Origin of the sequence: Desulfatibacillum aliphaticivorans DSM 15576 (assembly GCF_000429905.1) — a bacterium.
Classification (GTDB): Bacteria; Desulfobacterota; Desulfobacteria; order Desulfobacterales; family Desulfatibacillaceae; genus Desulfatibacillum; species Desulfatibacillum aliphaticivorans.
In genome coordinates, this window is the sequence record NZ_AUCT01000023.1 from 37980 (window position 1) to 60735 (window position 22756).

The 22756-nt window shown below is 53.2% G+C and carries 19 protein-coding genes; 4 read left to right on the top strand and 15 right to left on the bottom strand.

Going from position 1 to position 22756, the window contains the following annotated elements:
- Positions 1–21 precede the first annotated feature (21 nt).
- The 3 genes from cas10 to cas6 all read right to left on the bottom strand — a co-directional run bounded on the left by cas10 (position 22) and on the right by cas6 (position 4728).
- The gene (gene cas10 / locus G491_RS0119095) at positions 22–2478 is read right to left on the bottom strand and encodes a type III-A CRISPR-associated protein Cas10/Csm1 (RefSeq protein WP_028315711.1); all 2457 of its coding nucleotides are present in this window, start codon (positions 2476–2478) and stop codon (positions 22–24) included.
- Between the two features lie 130 nt (positions 2479–2608).
- Positions 2609–3739 (bottom strand): CRISPR-associated ring nuclease Csm6, encoded by a 1131-nt coding sequence (gene csm6 / locus G491_RS0119100; RefSeq protein ID WP_028315712.1) that lies wholly within the window; start codon positions 3737–3739, stop codon positions 2609–2611.
- Entirely contained in the window at positions 3736–4728 is a 993-nt protein-coding gene (gene cas6, locus G491_RS0119105) for a CRISPR system precrRNA processing endoribonuclease RAMP protein Cas6 (RefSeq protein WP_051327383.1), read from the bottom strand. The genes csm6 and cas6 overlap by 4 nt, the downstream gene beginning before the upstream one ends.
- Positions 4729–5807: 1079 nt before the next feature.
- On the opposite strand from cas6, the gene fliD reads away from it, so the two are divergent.
- Positions 5808–7100 carry a flagellar filament capping protein FliD gene (fliD, locus tag G491_RS0119110; protein WP_028315714.1) on the top strand — a complete coding sequence of 431 codons (1293 nt, stop codon included), beginning with the start codon at positions 5808–5810 and terminating at the stop codon, positions 7098–7100.
- A 111-nt stretch (positions 7101–7211) separates the two neighbouring features.
- Here fliD and G491_RS0119115 read toward each other — a convergent pair whose 3' ends face one another.
- The 4 genes from G491_RS0119115 to G491_RS35575 form a co-directional block, all read right to left on the bottom strand.
- Entirely contained in the window at positions 7212–7406 is a 195-nt protein-coding gene (locus G491_RS0119115) for a hypothetical protein (protein ID WP_015946906.1), read from the bottom strand.
- A gap of 10 nt (positions 7407–7416) precedes the next feature.
- A complete protein-coding gene (locus tag G491_RS0119120; RefSeq protein ID WP_015946907.1) occupies positions 7417–8514 on the bottom strand; it encodes an AI-2E family transporter in 1098 nt (365 codons plus the stop codon).
- Positions 8515–8607: 93 nt separating this feature from the next.
- Positions 8608–9015 carry a hypothetical protein gene (locus G491_RS0119125; protein ID WP_015946908.1) on the bottom strand — a complete coding sequence of 136 codons (408 nt, stop codon included), beginning with the start codon at positions 9013–9015 and terminating at the stop codon, positions 8608–8610.
- A gap of 235 nt (positions 9016–9250) precedes the next feature.
- Positions 9251–9442, bottom strand: a complete 192-nt coding sequence (locus G491_RS35575; RefSeq protein ID WP_157468404.1) for a hypothetical protein — start codon at positions 9440–9442, stop codon at positions 9251–9253.
- A 144-nt stretch (positions 9443–9586) separates the two neighbouring features.
- Between G491_RS35575 and G491_RS31560 the strand changes: the two genes are divergently transcribed.
- A complete protein-coding gene (locus tag G491_RS31560) occupies positions 9587–10549 on the top strand; it encodes a LysR family transcriptional regulator (protein WP_035219520.1) in 963 nt (320 codons plus the stop codon).
- Positions 10550–10641: 92 nt separating this feature from the next.
- On the opposite strand, the gene G491_RS0119155 is transcribed toward G491_RS31560, so the two are convergent.
- The 5 genes from G491_RS0119155 to G491_RS0119175 all read right to left on the bottom strand — a co-directional run bounded on the left by G491_RS0119155 (position 10642) and on the right by G491_RS0119175 (position 16507).
- Complete coding sequence (locus tag G491_RS0119155; protein WP_028315718.1) at positions 10642–11019, bottom strand: GxxExxY protein; 378 nt, start codon at positions 11017–11019, stop codon at positions 10642–10644.
- Between the two features lie 363 nt (positions 11020–11382).
- Complete coding sequence (locus tag G491_RS0119160; protein ID WP_169829478.1) at positions 11383–11970, bottom strand: DUF2284 domain-containing protein; 588 nt, start codon at positions 11968–11970, stop codon at positions 11383–11385.
- Entirely contained in the window at positions 11927–13207 is a 1281-nt protein-coding gene (locus tag G491_RS0119165) for a GAF domain-containing sensor histidine kinase (RefSeq protein ID WP_028315720.1), read from the bottom strand. Before G491_RS0119165 ends, G491_RS0119160 begins: the two co-directional genes overlap by 44 nt.
- 12 nt (positions 13208–13219) lie before the next feature.
- On the bottom strand, positions 13220–14371 hold the full coding sequence (locus G491_RS0119170) for a tetratricopeptide repeat protein (protein WP_028315721.1): 1152 nt from the start codon (positions 14369–14371) through the stop codon (positions 13220–13222).
- A gap of 135 nt (positions 14372–14506) precedes the next feature.
- A complete protein-coding gene (locus G491_RS0119175) occupies positions 14507–16507 on the bottom strand; it encodes an ABC-F family ATP-binding cassette domain-containing protein (RefSeq protein ID WP_028315722.1) in 2001 nt (666 codons plus the stop codon).
- Positions 16508–16797: 290 nt separating this feature from the next.
- Here G491_RS0119175 and G491_RS0119180 point away from each other — a divergent pair, with 290 nt between their 5' ends.
- Entirely contained in the window at positions 16798–18117 is a 1320-nt protein-coding gene (locus G491_RS0119180) for a DUF1015 domain-containing protein (protein ID WP_028315723.1), read from the top strand.
- Between the two features lie 80 nt (positions 18118–18197).
- Positions 18198–18566 carry a translation initiation factor Sui1 gene (locus tag G491_RS0119185; protein ID WP_028315724.1) on the top strand — a complete coding sequence of 123 codons (369 nt, stop codon included), beginning with the start codon at positions 18198–18200 and terminating at the stop codon, positions 18564–18566.
- 28 nt (positions 18567–18594) lie between these two features.
- Here the strand turns inward: G491_RS0119185 and G491_RS0119190 are convergent, their stop codons facing one another.
- The 3 genes from G491_RS0119190 to G491_RS31565 form a co-directional block, all read right to left on the bottom strand.
- Positions 18595–19233, bottom strand: a complete 639-nt coding sequence (locus tag G491_RS0119190; RefSeq protein ID WP_028315725.1) for a hypothetical protein — start codon at positions 19231–19233, stop codon at positions 18595–18597.
- Positions 19234–19557: 324 nt separating this feature from the next.
- A complete protein-coding gene (locus G491_RS0119195; RefSeq protein WP_028315726.1) occupies positions 19558–20115 on the bottom strand; it encodes a BON domain-containing protein in 558 nt (185 codons plus the stop codon).
- A 45-nt stretch (positions 20116–20160) separates the two neighbouring features.
- Positions 20161–22698 carry a PAS domain S-box protein gene (locus tag G491_RS31565; RefSeq protein ID WP_084511598.1) on the bottom strand — a complete coding sequence of 846 codons (2538 nt, stop codon included), beginning with the start codon at positions 22696–22698 and terminating at the stop codon, positions 20161–20163.
- Positions 22699–22756: the final 58 nt, after the last annotated feature.

Below are 22756 nucleotides of genomic sequence, written 5' to 3' on the forward strand. Positions count from 1 at the left end.
TTATATAGAAAAAACGTTTGGTTATTCTTTCCTGTTTCGGTTGATGGCGTAATAAAGGGGCACATGCAGGTTATCCAGTAGGGGCCGGGACTCGGCGCCTACCGCAAAAATGGAATAAAGCATGTCCACCTCGGCCTGGTTGCCTCCCCTGGGGTCTACAATGTTCCTCCCGATGTCATAGTGAGCGTGGGAGAGGTATCTGCCAAAACGGATTTCGTTTTCCTGGATGAACCGTTTGTACATCCTCTGATATTCAAGCAGGCGATAAACAAAGCTGGGAGTAAACCTGGTTCGGTCTTTTTCCTCCATGGCTTTTTCAAAGTTGCCGCCCAGAATCATCAGATCCCGCATGTCCGCCCAGGAAAAGGCCTCATCCAGGAAGCACAGCTTGTCTTTTTCCGGGCCGGAGTCTTTTGCTTTATCGAGCCAGTCCTCCACCAAAGCCGCCGCCTTGCGCATGGGCAGGCGAGGCTTGGCCGGCATCACCGCCGCGGACAGGGTCAGGTCCGGGTTGTTCCCGCAAAATTTTGCGAAATCCTCCCTGACCCTGAGTGCAAACACCAGAGTCTGATTCCATGGCCCCACCATGAACAGGTCGTCTCCGCCGGCAAACACCGTGTAGATGTCGGGAAAGTCTTTTTCGCACAAGGTGGTCAGGTAGTCGGAAAAAAAGAAGCTGAGCATGCGTGACAAAAACGAAAAACGCGCCACGGAAAGCCTGTCTCCCAGGCCCATGCTGAATACCAGCCCCAGGTTGTCGACGTCTGCTTTCATGAAGCCCAACAGCGCTCTGCCCACCAACCCATCTCCGGTTTTTTTCCTGGCTTTGGCGGCTATCATTCCAAAGGTTTTCACCTGGCCAGCCTCCAGGGGGATTTCTCCGTTTTCATCGTCCAGGGCGGAAAACCAGTCATTGTCCATAAGCTCTTCTTCAGTGATGGAAGGAAGGCTTCTGGCTATGCGGGCATGGGCCATGCCGGGCGTGTTGGCCGGCGTCTCCATGGCTAATACGCTTTGAAAATGAGAAGGCGGCTTTGCGTGCATGGAGAAATGCACTCCGTCGAACAGTTCAATATCGCCCTTGTCCGCATAGGTGTAATATGGCTTTTTAGGCAGGTTGGCGCCGATTTCCACAATCTGCTGGAAACACTCCCTGCACAGACTGATTTCCTGGCCTTCCTTTTTTGCGATTGATTCGGTGCATTCCAGGTCGGATGGATTGTACCCGCATATAGTACAATTGCCGCCTTCCCGCTCGTCGTAATCTTCTGTGATGACGGGGCCGTCATTTGCTATGGCTGTTTTAATCTTTCTGAGCTTGGCGACTTCCAGCGCGTCATGGGTTTGATCCAGTTTCTTCCTGAATGTTTCCGGTTCGAAATCCTTTTGAGACAGCGTGGTTTGCCAGGACAGGCTCATGCTTAACAGCCCTTTAAAGCGTCCCTTGAACCAGCCGTGCATTTCTTTCTCGAGGACAGACAGTTTTTCCTGCACTTCCGGCAGCAGGGGGAGAAGCAGCATGAACTTCCCGCCGGAATCCATAAGCCGGCACACGCCATGAACACCTATACGCTGACATATGGACAGGATGACGGATCGCACCACCGCCTGCAGGTAAAACGAACGGGCGCGGAAAATCTTTGAAACGCCTCTGCCTGAGTTTTTGCTTATGCCGAATATATAATCCTGTATGCCGGATAAATCGCCTCCCAGGATGATGAATTTGTCTTCCTCATCCTTTTCCCTGGGCGCCGTCCCCTTATTCCGGTGAAACAAAAACAAGGCCTGGGCGATGGATGCCGTTGTGAATCCATGGTCGTACAGCGATATGTCAGCCAGGGTCTTATACGTGGAGGAAGGGATGCACCATGTGTATCCTTCCAGAGTCGTGGCCAGAGCCTCCAGATACAGATCAAAGGGCAAGTCCTGGCTGATTTTTTTGATGTCCGACATAAAGCTGTCAAAGAGCTCCGCATATTCGTCAGGATCCCCGGATGCTTTGGCCTGAATGGGAAAAAACTGATTTTCCCGCGGATCCAATGGAACGAGACGGTGAAACCATTCCCCTGGCGGGTTGAACTCATGCCGTCCCATCTGGACCTGGTCAAAGACGGAAACCAGCCGGGCTTCCCTGAAAGAAGGCGGCTCTTCGGAATGTGCGTGTTCTTCCCTTTCACCTGAACTCAACCGGTCCGCTATCATGATGGACATTTCGGCCGCGTCGTCATGGTTGGGTTTGTGGTGGGCTGAAGCCATCCTGGCAACCTTGGACCTGTCCTCCCTTATGTCCTTGGGGAGGGGGAGGTCATTTTCAATAAAATAGTCTGTATAGACTGTGTGCCAGTGCCCGGCTTTGCCCTTGTAGTTTGTAAGGTACTCTCCCTCCATGTCCTTGGAATACGGCCTTTTCGCCCTTTGGGCGAACTTGCCGATGTCGTGAAGCAGCGCTGCAAGTACAACCCGTTTTAATTCCTCCATGATTATCGTCCTTTCCCGATTGCTTTAAGATCCAGGGTAAAAAGGCGGTTGCGCCCTTTAGCATCGGTTTTCGATTTCATTTTAAGCACGCAAAAAACACATGTTAAAGTTTGGAAACGTTTCCGTATGCCTAATATTCCAGCCTGAGCAGATTCTTGTCCAAATGGATCCCGTATCGGATGTTGTCCCCGGATCGATCTGTGGCTATGACAAGAAATTTTTTGGCGAACTCCCCAAAACTACTGATTAGTTGTTTATTCGCCTTAGATTTGTAGCCATTAAAATTTTCGTAAGAGATTGACATTATTCCGTCTTTGCTCATCTCGCCGACAGGGCGAGTCCCAGCAATTTTTTGGTACACATTTGTGATTTCAGGATGCTTATCTTCAATGTCGTCCCACTCCACAAAACAATCCGTACAATTTTTGCAGGAAGCATCCTTTTTCTCGGGCCTGCATTCCTTTTTTTGTGAAGCCAGGAAAAAGTACAGCGCCATATGCGCCGGCCTTAAATCGCACTCCCTTCCTTTGTATTTTATTTTTTTGTCAGCCAGACTGACGGTAACCGGCTGCTGGCCGCCTTTCACCAGAGAAAGCATCAGGGTCGCGGGATCAGCCGGTTCTATCAAATGCGCCGGGGTCAGACGGTCACGAACGGAGATGAAAGGCAATGGTATAAGACTTACCTGAGCACGCCCGGTCTCCATATGTATGGGGAGGTTGTCTTTATCACGGACCTCAATGAGGGCTGATTCTTTAGGCGGAAAATAAAAGTCTCTGTTGCTTTCAAACTGCGGGCTTACCAGGACATGATAAAGCCTGTCCTGGGGCCGGCCATACATCTGTGCAGCCAAGGCCAGGCATGAACTCATGGTCTTCCTTCCTCCGGCAACGGAGAAGAAGACTGCGGATTCAGGGTCTTTTGTTAAATGAAAGGCTTTGTCCATGCACAGCCGCAGCAATAGTTCATTGTCTTCCCCGTCAATAATGTCGGGAATTTCGTTCCCGACGGAATCATGAATCACGTGGACGTTATGGTGGGTGAATTCGATTGAAGCCGGATCGATTTCATAATCCCTCAAATATTTCTGGTAGGCGCTGTTTTCTCCTCCAAGAAGATTTGCGTAGACTTGTTCCTTCCCATCACGCGTCGTGATTATGTGAATGGCATGAACCTCTTTTTGCTGCTGGTGCAGAGCATACAGGGCCTCTGTAACCACCTGGGGGCTTAGGCCGACAACCGCCAGAAGAATATTTTTCATCGCATCACCTCCATACGAAATTCGCCTAAACCGAAAGTGGTCTGCTTACCTACATGAAGCAGTTCCGCCAGACGCAGGATAGGAAGAAACTCTTCCAACTTCCCAAAATAATCCACGGAGCCGCTTATCCCTCCCATGAGCATGGATTTGTCCTGCCTGTTAGAATACCGTTTCCAATCATACCAATGGAGGTTGGAATCTACTGCTTCCACTTCCTGAGCCCTTTTCACCAATCCCTTGTAATCCAGGTCCGGCTCCCCTTCTCCATACTGGTTGAAGAGGGTGGATATTCTGCGAAGCGCCGCCCGGATAAGTACGTGAAACGGAAGATCCGCCTGAAGATGATTCCCAAACTTAAGTCGCAGGGGCGTTTCCAAAAAAACTTGGACTACAAAAGGTTCGTCCTTGGGGGCCGGAGTTTTTCCCAGTCCAACTGAATTTCCGTAAGTCCCCCCTGTCAAGGTTTTCTCCTCATCGGTGTATATGACTTCTTCATTATGCAGTATTTCGTTTACAACGAATCCCGCCCTATGCCCGTCAATCCGCTTTCCGATCCCCAAATTCCCTATTTCCGAAAACGCATACACAAAGTAGGGCAGCTCCTTGTTTACATCTCCAAAAAGCAAAAGATGAAAATCAAAGGCATCTCCTTCGAGCATATGGCTGTTAATAGTTTTCGGAGGCTTGATCACATAAGGCTTTGGTATGCTTGGGGCCCCCTTTTGCTCGGGATCGAACGTACTCTCATCAATGAATATCTTGGCGTAAAGACACCGGTTATTAAGCAGGCACTCATGGCACTCTTTGTTCTTAAAAGTGCACACTACCCTTTTAAGGGAATGGCCGAATACCCCCCGAAAGGTGGATCCCTTATAAGCAGGCAACAACGCTTCTCTGGTAAGGGTGCACCGGAAGTGATAGTCGCCAACAACCATTCCGGGGCCGTTTTCCACTTCCGTTTTCTGGTCAGTTTGGCGTAAAATAGACATTTGGATATCCTTTCAATAATTGAATGCTTGATGTTTGGGGCCATCTTGGGAAGCAAAATTATTATCGTATGGGGCAAACGGCAATAAAGGAAACGTTTCCATGATCGAATTTTTCTATCTGGTTGCAAAAGAATGCTGCCAAAAACTATTTCCAGAAAAATGCATGAGAATGAATAAACGTCTATCACTAACCGTGTTAAACGTCAAACTTAGTGCAGTATTGGATGAATCTATTTTATTGCAGCAGTTTCCAAATAGGAAATTCCTGAGAGAAGTAGGGCTCCAAGGGCTTTCTACGTCCTGGCCCTGTGCCTAAATTGTGCCCGCCAGGCTCGAAAAAGTTCTAAAAATATCAAACAGGGCCAAACGGCCATGCTTAGACTATCAATGATTTCAAGTGTTTGAAAAACCTAAAAATTTCTTGTTCAAGATTTTTCGTACTTAAAATCCCTCGGTGCTGCGCACTGTACGAGTTCGATTCTCGTCCCGGGCACCAAAAATCCTTTATAATCCCGAACGGTTGCGATTTTGACCCTCGCCGCAGCCAACCTGCGTATTTTGCTCCAACCCCGAAATTGCGCCTAAATTGCGCCCGCAGCATTTTGCCAGGTGTTTATCAATAAACGCGGTTTTTTAATTTCAATTGCCAGTTATCATGCCTTCTCAAATCTTTGGCCGACCGGCTCTCAGCCTGGGTGGGTGCTGATTGTCTGCGCACCCGTGCAGTTGAATGGAATTGATTTGGCCCCCCTATCCAAGGCCGCGGTCCCCCGGTCCCCCGGTCCCCCGAGTCATCCGCCATAACTCCTGCGGCGGACAAAGCCCTAAACCTTTTTAAAATCCCATGCGCGCCAGGTTGATAGGGGGGAGGGAGTCCCCGTACGAACAATATGGAAAAAGACGTCCTGTAGACAAAAAAGGACTCTATTAGAAATAATTTCAAGGGACTAAAAAAAATTTCTTTTTTTAAATTTTTTTCTAAAGTTTTAAGTGCAAGGCGCCGATAAATAAATGGGAGTGTATATTCGGCCCCATTGGTTCATGAATCAATCATCCTCTCCGTCCAGAGGAGGCGGCGTATGAATATTACAGGAACCTACAGCAATTACCTCACCATAAGCAGTCTGTTGGCCCCGCTCGGGGCGACCAGTTCGGAATCCACCATATCCACCCTTTTCTCCTCGGTGGTGACCAAGCTCCAGGATCAACTGAACGAAGCCGCCTTTTCCCGGGAGTCCAGCCAGGCCTTGTCCGAGTTCTATGTGGGAGCGGCCGACTTGGCCGCCAAAGCCGGCGTGTTGACCCTGGGGGATTACGGGTCCGTTTTTTTCGACCGGACCGCCGCAACCTCCGACGCCAGCGTGGTCACGGCCCAGGCCCGGAACGCCCTTTCCTCGGAATCCGGGGCTTCCACGGGGAGCTACGCAGTCACGGTGGAGCAGCTTGCAACAGCCCAGGAGAACACGGGGACGGCGCTGGCCAACACGGAAGTCAGCGTGGTGGAAGAGGGCATTGAACGCTTTAAAATGATCATTGAGGACACCGAGTTTCTGCTGGAAGTGAAGGTGGAGACCGGAGAAACCAATTACAAAGTCCTGGGCAAAATTGCGGACGCCATCAACGAGGCCGGCGCGGGGGTTACGGCGCAGGTGGTGGACGGCGAGGCGGAAGGAACCAGCGCCTTGCAGCTTACATCGGAAACGACGGGGAACGCGGGCGTATTCCTGCTGGAAGACGTATCCGGAAACGCCGTAGCCGCCACGGGCGCCGCGCTCGTCAGCCAGGAAGCCCAGAACAGCGTATATTCCATAAACGATGAGGACTACACCTCGTCCTACAACAATATATACTTGGACGGCGGCCAGTTGGCATTGAGCCTGAACGGAGCGGGCGAGGCGGCCGTCACCGTGGCGCCGGATTCGGAAAACGCGACGAACGCGATCCAGGCTTTTGTGGGCGAATTGAATTCGTTCATCGAATTCTTGCAGGATAACGAGCAATACATCACAGGGGACGTGCTAAACTCCCTGACCTCGTATATTGAAGATCAGAAAAGGGGACTGGCGGCCATTGGAATAACCCTGAGCGAGGACGGGTATCTGCAGGTGGATGGGGCGGCCTTAAGCCAGGCTGCCTCGGAAGACCTGGAAGGGGTGCAGGATTTGTTTGCCGGCGTGGACGGGCTGGCGGTGCGTGCGGCCAATTTGACCAACCAGATTGGCGGCGCCCTGCCCTTGAATTACGCCCGGGAGGCGGCCAGCGTCACAGCTTCGGACCTGTTCGACTTGGGGGTTTACAACTCCTCGTCCTATATCCTGCAAAGCCTGTTGCTGGATCAGGTCCAGGGAACGGTGATTAACACCTATGCTTAAGGACGGGCCGGGATTTCAGGGGACGTGACCTTATCTCCGGAAGAAGATAGATTTGCCAAGCATGACGATTGAGATAAGGATTGCGTCCCCGTTTCAGTCAAAAAGCGATTATCAATCCTTGGGCATTTCCACCCAGATGTCGGCTTCGTTGCCGCACTGGGAGCACGTGGCGTGGCCCTTTTGCTTGTCTTTTTCCTGGGGATGCTCCTCCACTTCCACCAGGGAGCATGTGATGATCATTTCCGCTTCATTCCCGCATTTTTCGCACTTGCAAACCTGCTTGAATTTCTTCGTCGTCTCAGCCATGACACTCTCCTTATGGGTTTTCGGGACCGGCGGGGGAGTCCCCCTTACGCCCGGACCCTTCGTATTTATCCAGCCAAATTCTCAGGAGCACATTAACCAGCGTTGCAAGGGGTATGGCGAAAAACAGGCCCCAGACCCCCCATATTCCGCCAAAAAAGAGTACTGCTATAATAATAGCCACGGGATGGAGATTGACAACCTCGGAAAGAAGCAAAGGCGCCAGGATCTGCCCGTCGAAAATCTGTATGAATCCGTAGGAAGCCACAGCCCACAAGGCTTTCGGCTCCACGCCCCATTGAAAAAATGCGATGAGCCCCACGGGAAAAAACATGACCGTCACCCCGATGTAGGGAAAGATCACGGACAGGCCCGTGAACAGGGAAAGCAGCAGGGTGTAGTTGAGATCCAAAAATTTGAACACCGCGAAGCTGAGGCCCCAGATGATGAGAATCTCCCAGCCCTTGCCCCGGACATAGTTGGAAACCTGCCGGTTGACGTCATGCCAGACCGACCGGGTCAGCCCCATGTCGCTGGGGCGGAACCGAAGCATCCATCCTATGATGATCTCCTTGTCCTTTAAGAAGAAAAAGACCAGAAAAGGCACCAAAACCAAATACACCACCAAAGTCACCAGGGTGTACACCGAGGCCACGGACAGGGAAACCGCCCGTTTTGCAAAGGCCGCAGCGGCGGAATTGCCCATTTCGAAAATCTGATCCACCTGGGCCTTGGATATGAACTCGGGATATTTTTCCGGCAGATGCATCAACTGCTTCTGCCCTGTGGAAAGCATGTCGGGGAGTTGTCTCAAGAACTGAATGATCTGCTTGGAGATTTGAGGCAAAAGCCAGACCACCAAAATCACCATGGCGCTCAAAAAAAGGACGAACACGATGATCACGCAGGCCAGCCTGGGAATTTTAAACTGCTGCAAACGGACCACAAGACCGTCCAGCAGATAAGCGATGACGATGCTGACGAACACCGGCATGAGCATTTCACCCAAATACAGGATGGAAAGCAGCCCGGTGATCAGCATCAGCACCAGGACCACCATCTGGGGGTCGGACAAATACCGGTCCACCCAATTCTTGATCATGGAAATCATATTTTAAGCAATTCCTCGCAATATACCTTGTCGCACCGCACGCAGGCCGCAGGTCCGCTGCCCTTTAAAAGGCCGCCCCCTCAGCACGGAAAATCATCCCTGCCACAGGGTTATGGCGGCTTTGCGCCTGGAACGGAAGCGCACCATGACTTTTTCCAGGGGCGACTCGTGGGGGCCTATGGTGATGAGCGGGGTCTTTTGCACGTCCTCCTCCACGGCGTACGTGCGCCCCACCCCCACTTCCTTGCTTGATCCGTCCTCAAAAAAAGCCTTGATTTTCGCGACATAAATGGAAGCCCCCTCGGTGGAGATCCGGAACGCGGTCGCGTTTTTTCCCGCATCAGTGATGTAGATGTAGCCGTTGCCCAGCTTGTTGTTCGCCTCCGGCTTGGGGCTGCCCTGGCCCATCATCAGGGGTTCGCCTGCAAAAACCAAAGCAAGGGATAAAAGAAAGAACATGCAGGCGGACAAAGCCAGCCGCGCCAATCGTGCTTTTTTCATCTTGGACTCCTGGATTTGTTGCTGTTTTGAAGCATAAAGGGCGCCAGCCCTCTAGCAAAACTATCTTGAAAGGATACCAAAAATGCAGGGAGGAGGAAAACAAAAAAGGAAAAATCCAGGGGGCTGAACGGAAAAGGCCCGCCAACGCCGGCTTTTCCCAGGGATTTGGGAGCCCAATGCGCCGCAGGCCCTTAAAAAACGAAATGGACGAATTTTCGGGGGGAGGAAAGAGCCCCTACAACCTGCCGATCATCATGGCAAGCCCCACCGCTGCGCCTATCCAAAATAGGGTTTTGATGCATCCCATGCAACGGCCCAGGCCAGCCCGGTCCATGTACCCGGTTCCCAACGAGGTTCTCCGGGTGGAATCCTCGGGAGAGCAAAGAATGTAAATATAATACAAGAAGTTATCAATATTTATGGCCATGTCCGCCTCCTGAAACTACGGGTCCTTATGATTTGCACGTTTGTCCGTGAACATCCTTGAAAGTTCATTTGTGCTTGCCATAATAAACCCGGAGATATATATTAGTAAAATTAAATTAATTTTTATTTTGGATTAGAAAATCTAATGCTGCCGGACTTCAATCGCCTCAAACTTTTCTACCATGTATACGCCCGCCGAAGCGTGGCCGGGGCCGCCAGGGATCTGCACGTAACCCAATCCGCGGTCAGCCAGGGGCTCGCCAAGCTGGAGGAGGAGCTGGAAACCCCGCTCTTCACCCGGGTGCACAAGGGCATCGTGCCCACTCCCGCGGCGGAAAGCCTGTTCAACATGGTCAAGCCCTTTGTGGAGGAGTTGGAAAGCGAGCTGCGGAGTTTTGCGGCTTCCAAGAAGCAGCCCTGGGGGCTTTTGCGGGTGGGGTCGCCCCGGATGTTCGGCAAGATTTACATGCTCCGGGTCTTTGCGTCCTTTCGGGAGAAATATCCGGAGGTCAGCTTTTTTCTAGAGCTCGGAGGCCAGGAAAAGCTGTTGAACATGGTCCGGGCCGGGGACCTGGATTTTACCTTTTCGGACATTTTTTTTGCGGAAAAGGCGGATTTGTCCGGCCTGCGGGATTTCGCGGTGGAGCCGGTGATCGAGGAGGAGGTGATCCTGGCTTGCTCCACCCGGTATTATGAGGAGCGCATTCGGGGGGATCATTCGTTAAAGCATCTGCTGACATTGGATTATCTGGCTTTCCGGCCGGACCAGTTGATTCTGCGGGGATGGTTCAAGCACCATTTCAAACGCCAGGCGCCGCGCCTGAACATATCCCTCACCGTGGACAACATTCAGGCCGTCATCGCGGCCATCGACGAACACATGGGCCTGGGCGTGATCGCCTCTCACCTGGCCTGGGAGCAAATCAGCCGGGGGGACATCATGGCAGTCCATACCAACAAGCCGCCCATCTCCAATACGATCTCCCTGGTGCAACTGGCTAACAAAGTCCCCAGTCTCACGGAAAAAGTCTTCCTGCGGCATTTCCACAAATCCATGGCCGCCATGGAAATGCACAAGGACTTTTTCAAGCTCTGGCCCCAGCCTTGAATCGGTTATCGGCATATTTTTACTTGAAATGTCCAAGGGATTGACACGCTGCATCTATATTTTAACCACGGAAAACACGGAATACACGGAAATTAAAACGCGAAACGCTGGATTTGGGCTTTGGGGTAGCTTCCGAAATTTATCAACAATCCCAACTTCAGGCCGGAGCCTTTCAGATAGTTAATTATCTGAGCTTGATGTTCTGCAGCAATTTCTTTAACCGCCTTGATTTCAAGAATAATCTGACTGTAGCAAACCAAATCAGGCTTATAGAACTGCTGTAATATACGCCCTTTATAATTGAGTTTCAGGTCGGGCTGAGCCACAAAAGGTACTCCCCTTGCCGACAACTCCGTTTCCAAGCATTCCTGATAGACGGCCTCCAGGAATCCGCAGCCCATTTCACTGTATACCTCGAATACTGCGCCTCTGATGACATAGGTCTCTCTTTCAAAGATCAAATTGCTCATTTCTGTGCCTTCCGTGTTTTCCGTGGTTAATCCTATTGATGCATATTTTTACATCCGTTGCATCACATTGGACCCACACGACCAGCCGCCCAATCTTAAAAACCCAATTACTCCCTATTGATGCCCTATAGGAACAAAAAAGGCATTCATGCCGGTTATCCGGTTACATGCTCCGAATATAGGCTTTTGATCAATTTGATTTATGAGACAAGTGAATAGTAGCAAATAAAATCAGGCATGTACAATTGAAACAGTCCCGGGACACCGAACACCTATTCAGGGAGGGAACGACGATCTTCCGTGTCTTCCGTGCTTTCCGTGGTTAATTGACTTTTTTTTACGACAAGCTCAAAACGATTCCGATCACCCAACAATCAGCAAGCCGTACAGGGGTATGAAGTCTTCTTTGCCGGCGGCGCCGTTATTGACCACCAGGGGAGGCCAGTCGGCGGCTTTGGCCAGGGCGGAGACGTCGATGCCGTAGCCGGACATGGAGGGCCGGGCCAAGTCGGGATTCCGGCAGGCGCCGTTGCGGGCCGTGACGTTGCAATCGGGCTGATCGGCGCAGAACATGTTCTTGCACGATCCTCCGGCAAAGGCGCGGGCTTTGTCAAAGCCCAGTTCCAGGGCCCTATTCTCCAGGCTGGCGGCGATGGTGTGAACCTGGCCTTGAATATCGTGGATTTTAGAGGAGTAGACGTCGTCTTTTTTGGCCATTAGACGAAAAAACAAGGCCTTAGTGTAGGAAGGCAATTGCTTTTTCAGGGATTCGGGGCCGCCCACGTGAGGGGGACAGCTGGCGGCGACGCCGTAATTGGGGCACCTTGGATTTTGGCAAAGGGCGGCCAAATTCTCTTTAGCGTCAATAATTGTTGCGTCAAGGAGCACGGCGGAGTCCGCACCCAGTTCACAAGCGAAATTCTGTAGCTCCGTGAGATTTTTTTGTTCCACCGCCATTATCCATAGGCAAAGTAAAAGAAAAGCGGGCGCCCGCAGGTGTGGCGTTTTCCGCGCGAATAGTCCCGTTGTGGGCTATAACGGCCATCTGGCAGAAAGCCAGGCCAAGGCCGGTCGAATAAGCCCTGTTCTGGTCAGCCTCGTTCACGCGGACGAATTTGTCAAATATTTTCTCTTCAAAGCCGTCGGGGATTCCCGGGCCGCTGTCCTCCACAAAAAAGACAATCTGGTTGGGTTTGGGGGTGCTGTACCCCAGGATAATGCCCCCGCCCGCGTCCGTGTAGGATATGGCGTTGACCAACAGGTTTTGAAGCACCCGCGAAAGAAGGATTTTATCGGCATTGAACAGGCAGTTCTCCCCGTCATGAGGGATTTCCTTGGCGAACCGGATTTCCTTGATCATGGCCATGCCTGAAAGGCTGGACAAGGCGTCGTCGATGATTTCAATGGGGTTGACCGGAGTCAGATAGAGCTTTAGGCGGCCCTCCTCCATTTTGGTGATTTCCAGCATGTCCGACACCATGCGATAAAGGCTGTCGCAGGCGGTGCGGGAGGACTGGATGAACTCCAGGTTTTCGCCTTTAACGGTGTAGGTGAGGAGATCCAGGTTGGCCACCATTTCGGAAATAGGGCCTTTAAGGTCGTGCACCAGCATATTGAAAAGCTGATCCTTGGCTTTTTCCACCTTGCGCAGTTCCAGGTTTTTTTTACGGAGCTTTTCCTTGCTTTTCTTAAGGGATTGGGTCAGGCGCTGATTTTCGATGGCCATAATAAAATGCCCGGCGATGTTCAGCACAAACTCCTGCTCTTTGGGGGACAGGAGATCCAGCACGACCTTATCGGTAAGGTTAAGCACGCCCATGACCTTTTTCCCGGCCATGAGCGGCACGGAAAAATAGGCGTTCTTTTTGTAATGGTCAAATTTTTGAGGAAACTGGCAGTCCAGGGCGCAATCCACATAAAGGGGCTTTTTATTCTCGGCCACCCAGGCGGACGGGCTGTTTTCGTCATCCAGGCTTTGGGAGACGCCGATCAATTCGGGCCTGGACGAGGCGGCCACCTGCAGGGATTTTCTCCCTTTCATGAGCATGATGGAGCCCTTGGCCATGCCCGAGCATTGCATGATTTCTTCAAGGATTTTTTGAAGTTTATCCTCAAACCCGATTTTTGCGTCATTGGAAATACTCACGACGCGGGCGAAGGTTTGAAGCACGTCTGCAGCGTTATCCATTAAAACCTCTCATCACAAGCATTGCTGTAACATTTCCCGGGCTTCTTCATTTTCCGGGTCGGCTTTAAGAACCTGATTCAAATATTTTTCGGCCCACATGGGGCGCTTCATGGCCAGATAATTGCGCGCCAGATGCATTTTGATCCGCGGATCCTTGGCGTCCAGGTCCGAGGCAAGGGTCAGGCGTTTGACGGCCTCCTGATTGTCCCCCAGTTCCTCCAGAAACAGGCCCAGCCTGACCAAAAGGTCCGGCCTGCCTGGAGTGTTTTGGAGTATTTCAATCAAAAGGTTGGCAGCGTAGCGGATGTCCCCTTCTTTTTCGCAGATGTCCACGATCATCTCCCGGGTTTCGTTTTGCTCCCGGGAAACGCTGATGGTTTTGTCAAAGGTTTGGCGGGCCTTGTCACGCATCCCGGTCTGAAGCAGGACTGTCCCTAAACGAATCCCCCGATCCAGCTGCCTGGGGCTGATTTTCATGGCTTCGTCCAGGAACTTGGCTGCGTTTTCAAAATCCTGACGCTGCATGTAAAGCTCGCCCAATTGATTGAATGAAAAGACATCCAATTTGTTGCGGTTTATGGCGGCCAAAAAGCATTTTTCGGCATCATCCAAATTATTGTTTTTTAAGAAATAATATCCCAGCTGACGGATGGGCTTCGTGCTTCCGGGGTCCATTTCCACGGCTTTTCTGGCTGCGGCCACGGCCTCTGCGAGCTTTCCTTCATTATAGAAATTTCTGGCGTGGCGTAAAAGCTGGACCGCCGGGGGGGGGTTGTTGTGATGGTGGATGACCCGGGCCACCCGGTCCCCCAGAGACTTGACCGTGAGAGGCTTAAGAAGATAGGCGTCAATGTCCGTTTCCGCCACTTCCGCCACGATTTCCGGGTCAGCCTCGGCCGTCACCATGACCACCGGCATATCCCACATCCCATTGTCATCCCGGATGTTCCGGAGCACGTCCACGCCCTTCATGATAGGCATGTTCCAGTCAATGATGGCCAAGTCCACTTCTTCGGTTTCCAGCTTCCTCCATGCCTGGGCGCCGTTATTGGCGAACACGAAGTCGCGCCCATATCCCAGGAGTTTCATGATTCCCCGAATAGACTTGCACATGCCGGGCATGTCGTCGGCAATCAGGACCTTCATGGTATTGATGTCAATCATTGCAGCGCCTTTGGGCTAAATAATACGGGAAAAATTGAAACAGCAATCCAACGGCCACAAATTATGCAAAGACCATGCCCTGTTTTAAAAATATTGTATGGCGTCATGTAGAAGGGAGGGGGCGCCCGCCGCGCGTCAGGCGTCCAGTTCCGCCTGCAACTGGGCTTCCAGTTCCTCAATGGCTTCCTGGTCGGCCTCCCAGGCGGTCATGAGAGTATCCAGTCCGTCTTTAACCTTTTGGTATTCCTCCAAAAGAGGCTGACTTTTTTCGGAGTCGGAAAACACGTCCGGATCGGCCAGGAGCTCGGAGATTTCCGCTTCCCTGGCTTCCAATGTGGAAATTTTCTTTTCCGCTTCCTGAACACGTTTTTGGATGGGGCCTATCTTCTCCCACCTTAACTGGCGAATTCTGGCCTCAGCCTGTTTGCGGGCTTTTTTCTCGGCCCGGGTTCCGCCGGCGGGATCAGCCGCGTCCTCGGCCTGGGCGGGCTTGGCTTCCTGACGGCCTTGGGCTTCCTGCTTCTCTTCCAGCCGGTCCAGGTGGTCAAAGTATTCCGTGAGGGTTCCCGGATATTCCTCGATGGTCTGGTTTTTGATGTCCCAGATTTTGGTGGCCAGCCTTTTTACAAAGGACTGGTTGTGCGAGACGAAGATCAGGGTGCCGTTGTAGTCCTTGAGAGCGTCGGTGAGCATTTCGGCGGCCACGATGTCCAAATGGTTGGTGGGCTCGTCCATGAGCAGGCAGTTGCCCGGGTTGACCAGGAGTTTGGCCAGGGCCACCCTGGCTTTTTCGCCGCCGGAAAGCACGCCGACCTGCTTGTCCACCTCGTCGCCGGAAAAAAGAAAAGCCCCGCACACGCTGCGCACAAAGGTCTGGGTGGCCTTGGGCACGGCGGTGAAAACCTCCTCCACAATGCTGCGGGAGGCTTCCAACTGCTCGGCCTGATGCTGGGCGTAGTAGGACAGCGCAACCCCATGGCCCAAATCCACCTGGCCCTCTCCCGCCTTCATTTCTCCGGCGAAAATCTTAAGCAGGGTGGTCTTGCCGGCGCCGTTGCGGCCGATGATGGCGATGCGGTCCCCGCGCTGGGCGTTCAGGCGCACGCCTTTATATAATACATGGTCTCCAAAGGCTTTGGTCAGCCCTTTAGCCGTGACCACGTTCTGGCTGCTTCGGGGGACTTCGGGAAAGGAGAAGCTCATGCTTTTCTGGGGAGCATGGGTCTTGATCATCTCCATCTTCTCCACCAGCTTGAGCTTGCTTTGAGCTTGCCTGGCCTTGGTGGCCTTGTACCGGAACTTTTCCACGAACTTCATGGCGTCCTTGACCCGCTGCTCCTGCTTTTTGGCCTGACGCTCCAGAACCTGCTCCTCTTCCGCGCGCTGGGAAAGATAGGACTCGTAGTCCCCCCGGTACTGGCGCACGCCTTCCATCTCAAAGCTGATGACCCGGTTGATCTGGGAATTCAAAAATTCCCGGTCATGGCAAACCAGGATCAGGGCGCCTTCATAGCGCTCCAAAAACTGGCCCAGCCACCGGACCGAGTCCATGTCCAGATGGTTGGTGGGTTCGTCCATGAGCAGGATATCGGGCTTTTGGAACAACAGCCCGGCCAGGGCGGCGCGCATGCGCCAGCCGCCGGAAAGTTCGGCCAGGGGGCGGTCCATGTCCTCCATGAGAAAACCCAGGCCGGAGAGAATCTGCTCAGCCACGTGCTTGGCGTATTGGGTTTCAAAATCCGTCAGGGTTTCGGCCAGCTTGGCGATCTTATGGCCGATTTCCGCCTGTTCCTCCTGGTCTTCGGCCTGAGACAGGGCCTCTTCCAGGCGTTCCATGCGCTTGTCCAGTTCCACCCGTCCCGGGACGGCCTCCAAAACGGACTGGAGCACGGTTTCGTCCGACGGATCGGAGATATCCTGGGCCAGGTAGCCCAAACGCATGCCCTTGGTCACCCGCACCTCGCCGGCGGTGGCCGCCGCCTCGTTCACCATGATCCGCATGAGGCTGGTTTTTCCGGTGCCGTTCCGGCCTATCAGACCGATGCGGTCTTTTTCCGACACCTGAAAGGTGAGGTTCTCGAATATGGTGCGCCCTCCGAAGGAAAGGGACAGGTTGTTGACGACCAAAAGACTCATAATAAACGAATATCCAAAGTAAAAAGTTTAAAGGCGCCCGCGAAGAGCGCACTCGTCCGGCCCGGAAAGGGCGTATCCTGCGCGGCTCGAAAATCTACGGCAAACACAGCCTCTTGTCAAACCTTTGGCCTGCAAAAACCTTAAAATAACTTGCTTGTCCGGGCTTTATTGTGTATCAGGGGCGTGATTCTTGCACTATCTTAAAAAGCGGCCACTTGGGGGCTGCAAAGCATAACCTCTTTGCGGGAGCGCCCGCAAGCAATCAAGAAAACAAAGGAAAAACAGTTATCATGGCATTCATCGCCCCTTTCAAGGGTATCCTGTTCGCCCCGGAAAAAGTCAAGGACATGTCCAAGGTTCTGACGCCTCCGTATGACGTCATCAGCCCCGAGGAGCAGGAGGCCTTTTACCAGGCGCACCCCAATTGCGTTATCCGCCTTATCCTTGGCAAAAAAACCCCTGAAGACAACGAGGAAAACAATCCTCACACCCGGTCCGCCGCCTATTACAAGGAATGGCAGGAGCAGGGAGTGCTGACCAAGGACAAGGAGTTGTGCTTTTACCTCATCGCCACGGAATTTGAAGCTTTGGGCAAAATCCACGAACGCCTGGGCCTGGTGGCGGCGGTCCGCCTGACGCCCTTTTCCGAAGGCAAGGTCCTGCCCCATGAGCAGACCTATTCCGGGGTGAAATCCGAGCGCCTGGCTCTGTTTAAAAAGGTGCACGCCAATTTTTCGTCCATATTCTCCCTGTTTCCCGATACGGACGCTGGAGCTTTTGAAAAAATGCACCAGGTCGTCCTTGAGCAGACGCCGGACGTGGACGTAGTCGACTACGCCGGCCACCGTCAAAGGATGTGGCGCATCACGGATCCGGAAACCCAGGAGTTTTTGAGCAAAAAGGTGGGCGAAGAATCGGTATACATTGCGGACGGCCACCATCGCTACGAAACCAGCTTGGCCTTTATGGAGTTTTTGGAGGCGGAGAATCCAGGCATGCCCGACGATCATCCGGCCCGATACGTCATGATGTACCTTTCCTCCATGGCCGACCCAGGCATGATCATCCTGGCCGCGCATCGTATGCTGGCCAAGTTGAGCGACAGCGCCAAGGCGGCTTTTCTGGAAAAAGCCCCGGAATATTTCGACATCACGGAATTCGACGCGGAAACCGGCCGGGAGGATTTTCTGGCGGCCCTGGAAAACCAGACCGAAAGAACGGCCATCGGCGTCGCCCTGACCGGCGAGCCCCTGAGGCTGATGGTCATCAAGCCCGGAGCCATGGATAAGGTGTTCGAAGGCAAGATCGCCCCGGAACTGAGAGACCTGGACGTGACCGTCCTGCGGGACTTGATTTTCCTTAGGCTCCTGGGACTTACCGAAGCGGACATGGACGACCACGATTTTATCAGCTACGACACCAAGCACGGGGCGACGCTGGACAAGGTCGCAAGCGGCGAGGCCGCAGCCGGATTCATCCTGAACGCCACCAAAATCCAGCATGTAAGGAACGTGGCCAAGGCGGGCCTGACCATGCCCCGGAAGTCCACCTATTTTTACCCCAAGGTCATCACCGGCATGGCCATGAAAAGCCTCAAGGCGGACGAGTAGTTTTTTATTGTTGAAAAATCCAGCGCCGGATAAGGCCCCAGGCGGGCTTTTTCCGGCGTTTTTGTTATAGGGGGTTGATTATGAGCAACAGCCGATTGGTATACTCCACGGAGACGGGCCGCATGTGCCCTGACTGCGGCAAGCCCAAAGCCAAATGCTCCTGCAAGAAGAAAAAGAAGGGCAAGGAAACGCCCCAGCCCTTTCCCCAGGACGGAGTGGTGCGCATCCGCCGGGAGGTCAAGGGCCGCAAAGGAAAAACGGCCATCGCTATATTCGGCCTGCCCCTGGAAGGATCGGACTTGAAGGATTTCGCCAAGTTCTTGAAGCAGAAATGCGGGTCGGGGGGCTCCGTCAAGGACGGCGTGATCATCATCCAGGGCGACCACCGGGAAGCCGCCGCCGAAGCCATCAAGGAAAAGGGCTACAAAGTCAAGCTGGCGGGGGGATGATTGAAGAAGGACGCCGCAAATTAAAAGGCTATTCAATAGCCTGACTTTCAAATTTTTTTATAACCTTTTTTAAATGCTCGTTATCTTCTTCCAACAATTGGATGCACAGGTCTTTTTCCTTTGAAAACTCGTTGGATTTGACGGCCTTTAACGAGGCGATTCTTCTACTATTTTCCTGAATTGTCTTTTCAAACTCATCAACATATTGGTCGCCGGTGGCTGTCACGATGCTGCTTAGGAGCAGATGCCTGGGGTCTTCTATGGTGTAGTACTTGTGGATCAGTTCCAAGAACAAATCCGGGTTTACATTGACGATTTCGCCCCGCAGATCATTCAAGGCCTCTACGAACGATGCGTTGTTGCGAAAAAAATCAGCTAAATCAAAAGCCAGATGGCAGGCGTAATAGTCCCCTTGTCTCACAAGGCTATAGAGAGAGCGCAAAAACTTCCAGGATTCTTCTCCGATCAGTTTTTTAGGAGTCTGATGCTTCAGCCTCTCTTGCTCATCCATGGATTGCATCCTGGCGATGATCGCCTGATAATGGGCTGAATTGGGCTCGGCGATAAAATCGTCCCATATGCTGTTTTGAGCCTGGGCAAAAACCGGTGGGGCAGTCAGGAATACGGTCAACAGAATGAACAGGTTCGAATATAAGGGGCGTTTCATCCGGGTGATTGCCTCCGAATTTTCAGAATCAATTTATTTGATAACCAATTAGATTTTATATGCTTATATATGCATTCTCACGCAAGGCATGGGAATGAGTTCTAGTTATGTATGCATTCCACGCAAGTCATGGGCATGAGTATTTAACCAGGGCCTGCCGTCCGCCGGAATTGCTGGGTTCCTACTGTCTTCAGCGGCCGCACCTACTGTTGCTAAAGCAACCCTGGCACGATACTGCTGTGCCAGGGCCACCCAAAAAAAGGGCAAGGACGCTGGATTCCCGCTAAAAGCATGCGGAAATGACGGACGGGGCGAACCCCGCGCCTATTGGATTACGATAAATGATTTAACCTTTTTGACGCCTTCCACGGACCTGGCGATGGCGATGGCCCGGTCCCTGTCCGCGGGGCTGTCCACGATTCCCAAAAGCACCACGTGGCCCAGCACGCTTTCAATCTTGACCTGGGTGGATTCAAAATCTTTGGCCTTGATCAGCTGGGTGCGGATTTTGGCGGCAAGGGCCGTGTCGTCCACGGATTCGCCCAAGGTTTTGTCATTAACGTTCAGCAGATAGGTTTTGACGGACCTAACGCCCTCTTCCGCCTTGGCATGGGCTACGGCGACATCCTTTTGCAGGTCTTTTTCTACAATGCCGATGAGGTAGGCCGTGCCGTTATATACGGACACGGAGATGTCCAGGCCTTTGACGGAATCGTCGGCCAGGAGCGCGTATTTGATGTTCGTCGCCCGTTTGGCGTCGTCCATTTGGGTTCCCAGGCTGCGTTCGTCCCTGGCGGCCCTGTAGGCGGAATAACAGCCGGACAGCATGACTGCGCAAAGCAAGAGCGCCGCAAGGGCAAGCCAACGTGATTTCTTCTGCATGACATCCTCCTTGAAATACGCAAAAGCGGCTTGCCGGGCCTCGCCCTATTCCGAGCAATCGTTTTTACCCAGAACCTCCCTGATTTTATGGGAAAGCTGTTCCAGGTTAAAGGGCTTCTGAATGAACCCGTTGCACCCCTTTTGCATGATCTCCACAGCCTGTCCGTTCAGGCTGTAGCCGCTGGATAAAAGAACTCTGACCGCGGGATCGATGAGCTTCAACTGATCGTAAACCTCCTCGCCCGTCATATCAGGCATTATCATATCCAGGATGACCATGTCGATTTCCCGGTGGCTTTCCTTGAAGATTTCCAGGGCGGTTCTGGCGTTGCCGGCCAGGTGGACCTGATAGCCCAGGGCCTTGAGAATTTCTCCGCCCGTCTTGATGATAACGTCCTCGTCGTCCACCAACAGCAGGGTTTCGCTGCCGTACAGGATTCCCAGGGAGGCTTTTTCCTCCATCGCAACCTCGGTTTTGGCTGCGGCGGGCAGGTAGATATTGAAGGTGGCGCCCTTGCCCGGGGCGCTGTATACGGTGAGCATGCCCTGGTGATTCTTGATGATTCCGTAGGCTGAGGAAAGCCCCAGGCCTGTGCCCCGGCTTACGTCCTTGGTGGTGAAAAAGGGATCGAAAACCTTTTGCTGGGTGGCTTCGTCCATGCCGTGGCCCGTATCGGTGACGGATACCTTGATGTATTTTCCCGGCTCCAGGGAGTAGGGCTTCACGAATATTTCGTCCAACTGGATGTTTTGAGTCTGGATATACAGGTCGCCCCCGTCCGGCATGGCCTGCCCGGCGTTGACGAATAAATTCAAGAGCACCTGCTCCAACTGTCCGGAGTCGGCGTCCACGGCCCAGGAGCCCTGGAAGTCCCGGTGAATGGTGACCTCCTTGGCGGCCCGGCCGAACATATGGAGGGTTTTGTCCACCAGCTTGTTCATGTCCAGGGTCCTGACCTCGTATTTCCCCCCCCGGGCGAAGCCCAGGAGCTGGCGGGTCAGGCCGGTGGCGGCGGCGATGTACGCCTCCATGTCCTGGATGCGGCCGTAATGGGGATGGACGGGCTCCAGATCCTGCAGCATGAGGCTGACGTTTCCCTGCAGCCCGGTGAGGAGGTTGTTGAAGTCATGAGCCACGCCGCCGGCCAGAGTGCCGATGGCCTCCAGCTTTTGAGCCTGCGTGAGCTTCTTTTCCAGCCTGTCCTTTTCCTTTTGGGCTTCCAGAATGTGGGAGATGTCCCGGCAGATGCACCGGAACCCGGCCGGCTTGCCGTCCACGGTCTTTAAGGAGGCGGACATCTGGATCTGCACCGGAGTTCCGTCCAGCTTGACCACCTGATACTGAACCACCCGGGCGGGCTCGCCTGTCCGGTAGATGCGGTTAAACATCTCAAACAGCTGGCTTGCGGTTTCGGAGCGGGTGTACTGGCGGTAGCCCAGGCCCAGCATTTCCTCCCGGGACAGGCCGTAGATGCGGCATAAGGCGTCGTTGACGAAAATCAGATTGCCTTCAAGGTCCAGCTCAAAAAAGCCTTCCTGCAGGCTGTCCAGCATGGTCTGGTATTTCAGCTCGGACTCCACCAGAGCTTTGAGAGCGGCCTTCCTCCGGGTTATGTCCGTGGCGATCATGGTCAGGTCGGGAGGCTTTCCCTCCATTTCAATGGGTGTGATCCTGACTTCATACCACGACTTGATGGACTGGTTGGGTCCCGCGGCCTTGACTTCCAGGTCTCCCGCCCGGCCCGTCTCCAGCACCTGGCGTATGGCTTTGTCCAGGTTGGTTCTGAATTTGGAGGAGATATAAGTCAAAACGCTGGAGCCCAGGACCATTTCCACAGGAGTTCCGTCCAGGGTGCGGTTGAGAGCCAGGATACGCCCTTCGGAGTCCAGGCGCATCACGATTTCAGGCAGGCTGCGCACCAGGGAGCGATAGCTTTCCTTGGCCGCCGCCAGCTTTTCAAGGGCGCCGTTTTTTTCTTTCAGGGATGCATCCCGGCTGTACAGACTGGCCACGGTTTGGGCCAGAAATCGAAGGTGGTCCAACAGTTTGTGCATGCTCATGCGGGGAATCCGGGTCAAAGCGTCCAGATAGCTTTCCTGGTTGTAGCCGTATTCCCGGCAGATTTCCGCGAACTTCTTGGGATCAGGATCCTCTTGGGTGAGTGCCTGGCCCGCAATGAGGGTGAACACCTGTTTGCCGTCATGAAAAATGGGAAGGGCTGCATCGGTGAGCCCAAAGCCGCAAATCCTGGCTGCTGGGTTGTCCCCTCCATCCATGGATGCCAGAAGGCTGAGGCAGTTGTCGCGGCAAACTCGCCCGGACCGGGCGTCGGAAAGGTGAAAGCCCTTGCACAAAGACTGCCAACCGGCCTGGGCCGCCGTCCGGCCTTCAGGATAGGTCAGAAGGCTGACGCTGACGCCCGTGGCCCGAAAAAACCCCGCCAAAACGGAATCCATCTCCTCCAAGGCCGGAGGCGTTCCGTGGGCGTTGTCAGCCAGGTTGTGTATGGGATGCCGCCCTGCTTTGTTCGACGTGTTTTCAGATAGTTGCGACTCTACGGAACTACGTTTAGAATCCTCCATGGCTCCCCCCAGGTGAAGTTAATCAGCCTGCCCATAGCATTCTTAAGTATGTTTACTT

Bases quoted from the DNA above. Each gene is read 5' to 3' on its own strand.
- G491_RS35575 (WP_157468404.1), bottom strand. From the start codon at position 9,442: ATGGCCATAAATATTGATAACTTCTTGTATTATATTTACATTCTTTGC.
- G491_RS0119155 (WP_028315718.1), bottom strand. From the start codon at position 11,019: ATGAGCAATTTGATCTTTGAAAGAGAGACCTATGTCATCAGAGGCGCA.
- G491_RS0119165 (WP_028315720.1), bottom strand. From the start codon at position 13,207: ATGGATAACGCTGCAGACGTGCTTCAAACCTTCGCCCGCGTCGTGAGT.
- G491_RS0119170 (WP_028315721.1), bottom strand. From the start codon at position 14,371: ATGATTGACATCAATACCATGAAGGTCCTGATTGCCGACGACATGCCC.
- G491_RS0119175 (WP_028315722.1), bottom strand. From the start codon at position 16,507: ATGAGTCTTTTGGTCGTCAACAACCTGTCCCTTTCCTTCGGAGGGCGC.
- G491_RS31560 (WP_035219520.1), top strand. From the start codon at position 9,587: ATGCTGCCGGACTTCAATCGCCTCAAACTTTTCTACCATGTATACGCC.
- G491_RS0119115 (WP_015946906.1), bottom strand. From the start codon at position 7,406: ATGGCTGAGACGACGAAGAAATTCAAGCAGGTTTGCAAGTGCGAAAAA.
- G491_RS0119180 (WP_028315723.1), top strand. From the start codon at position 16,798: ATGGCATTCATCGCCCCTTTCAAGGGTATCCTGTTCGCCCCGGAAAAA.
- fliD (WP_028315714.1), top strand. From the start codon at position 5,808: ATGAATATTACAGGAACCTACAGCAATTACCTCACCATAAGCAGTCTG.
- cas6 (WP_051327383.1), bottom strand. From the start codon at position 4,728: ATGTCTATTTTACGCCAAACTGACCAGAAAACGGAAGTGGAAAACGGC.
- G491_RS0119190 (WP_028315725.1), bottom strand. From the start codon at position 19,233: ATGAAACGCCCCTTATATTCGAACCTGTTCATTCTGTTGACCGTATTC.
- G491_RS31565 (WP_084511598.1), bottom strand. From the start codon at position 22,698: ATGGAGGATTCTAAACGTAGTTCCGTAGAGTCGCAACTATCTGAAAAC.
- csm6 (WP_028315712.1), bottom strand. From the start codon at position 3,739: ATGAAAAATATTCTTCTGGCGGTTGTCGGCCTAAGCCCCCAGGTGGTT.
- G491_RS0119120 (WP_015946907.1), bottom strand. From the start codon at position 8,514: ATGATTTCCATGATCAAGAATTGGGTGGACCGGTATTTGTCCGACCCC.
- G491_RS0119125 (WP_015946908.1), bottom strand. From the start codon at position 9,015: ATGAAAAAAGCACGATTGGCGCGGCTGGCTTTGTCCGCCTGCATGTTC.
- G491_RS0119185 (WP_028315724.1), top strand. From the start codon at position 18,198: ATGAGCAACAGCCGATTGGTATACTCCACGGAGACGGGCCGCATGTGC.
- G491_RS0119195 (WP_028315726.1), bottom strand. From the start codon at position 20,115: ATGCAGAAGAAATCACGTTGGCTTGCCCTTGCGGCGCTCTTGCTTTGC.
- cas10 (WP_028315711.1), bottom strand. From the start codon at position 2,478: ATGGAGGAATTAAAACGGGTTGTACTTGCAGCGCTGCTTCACGACATC.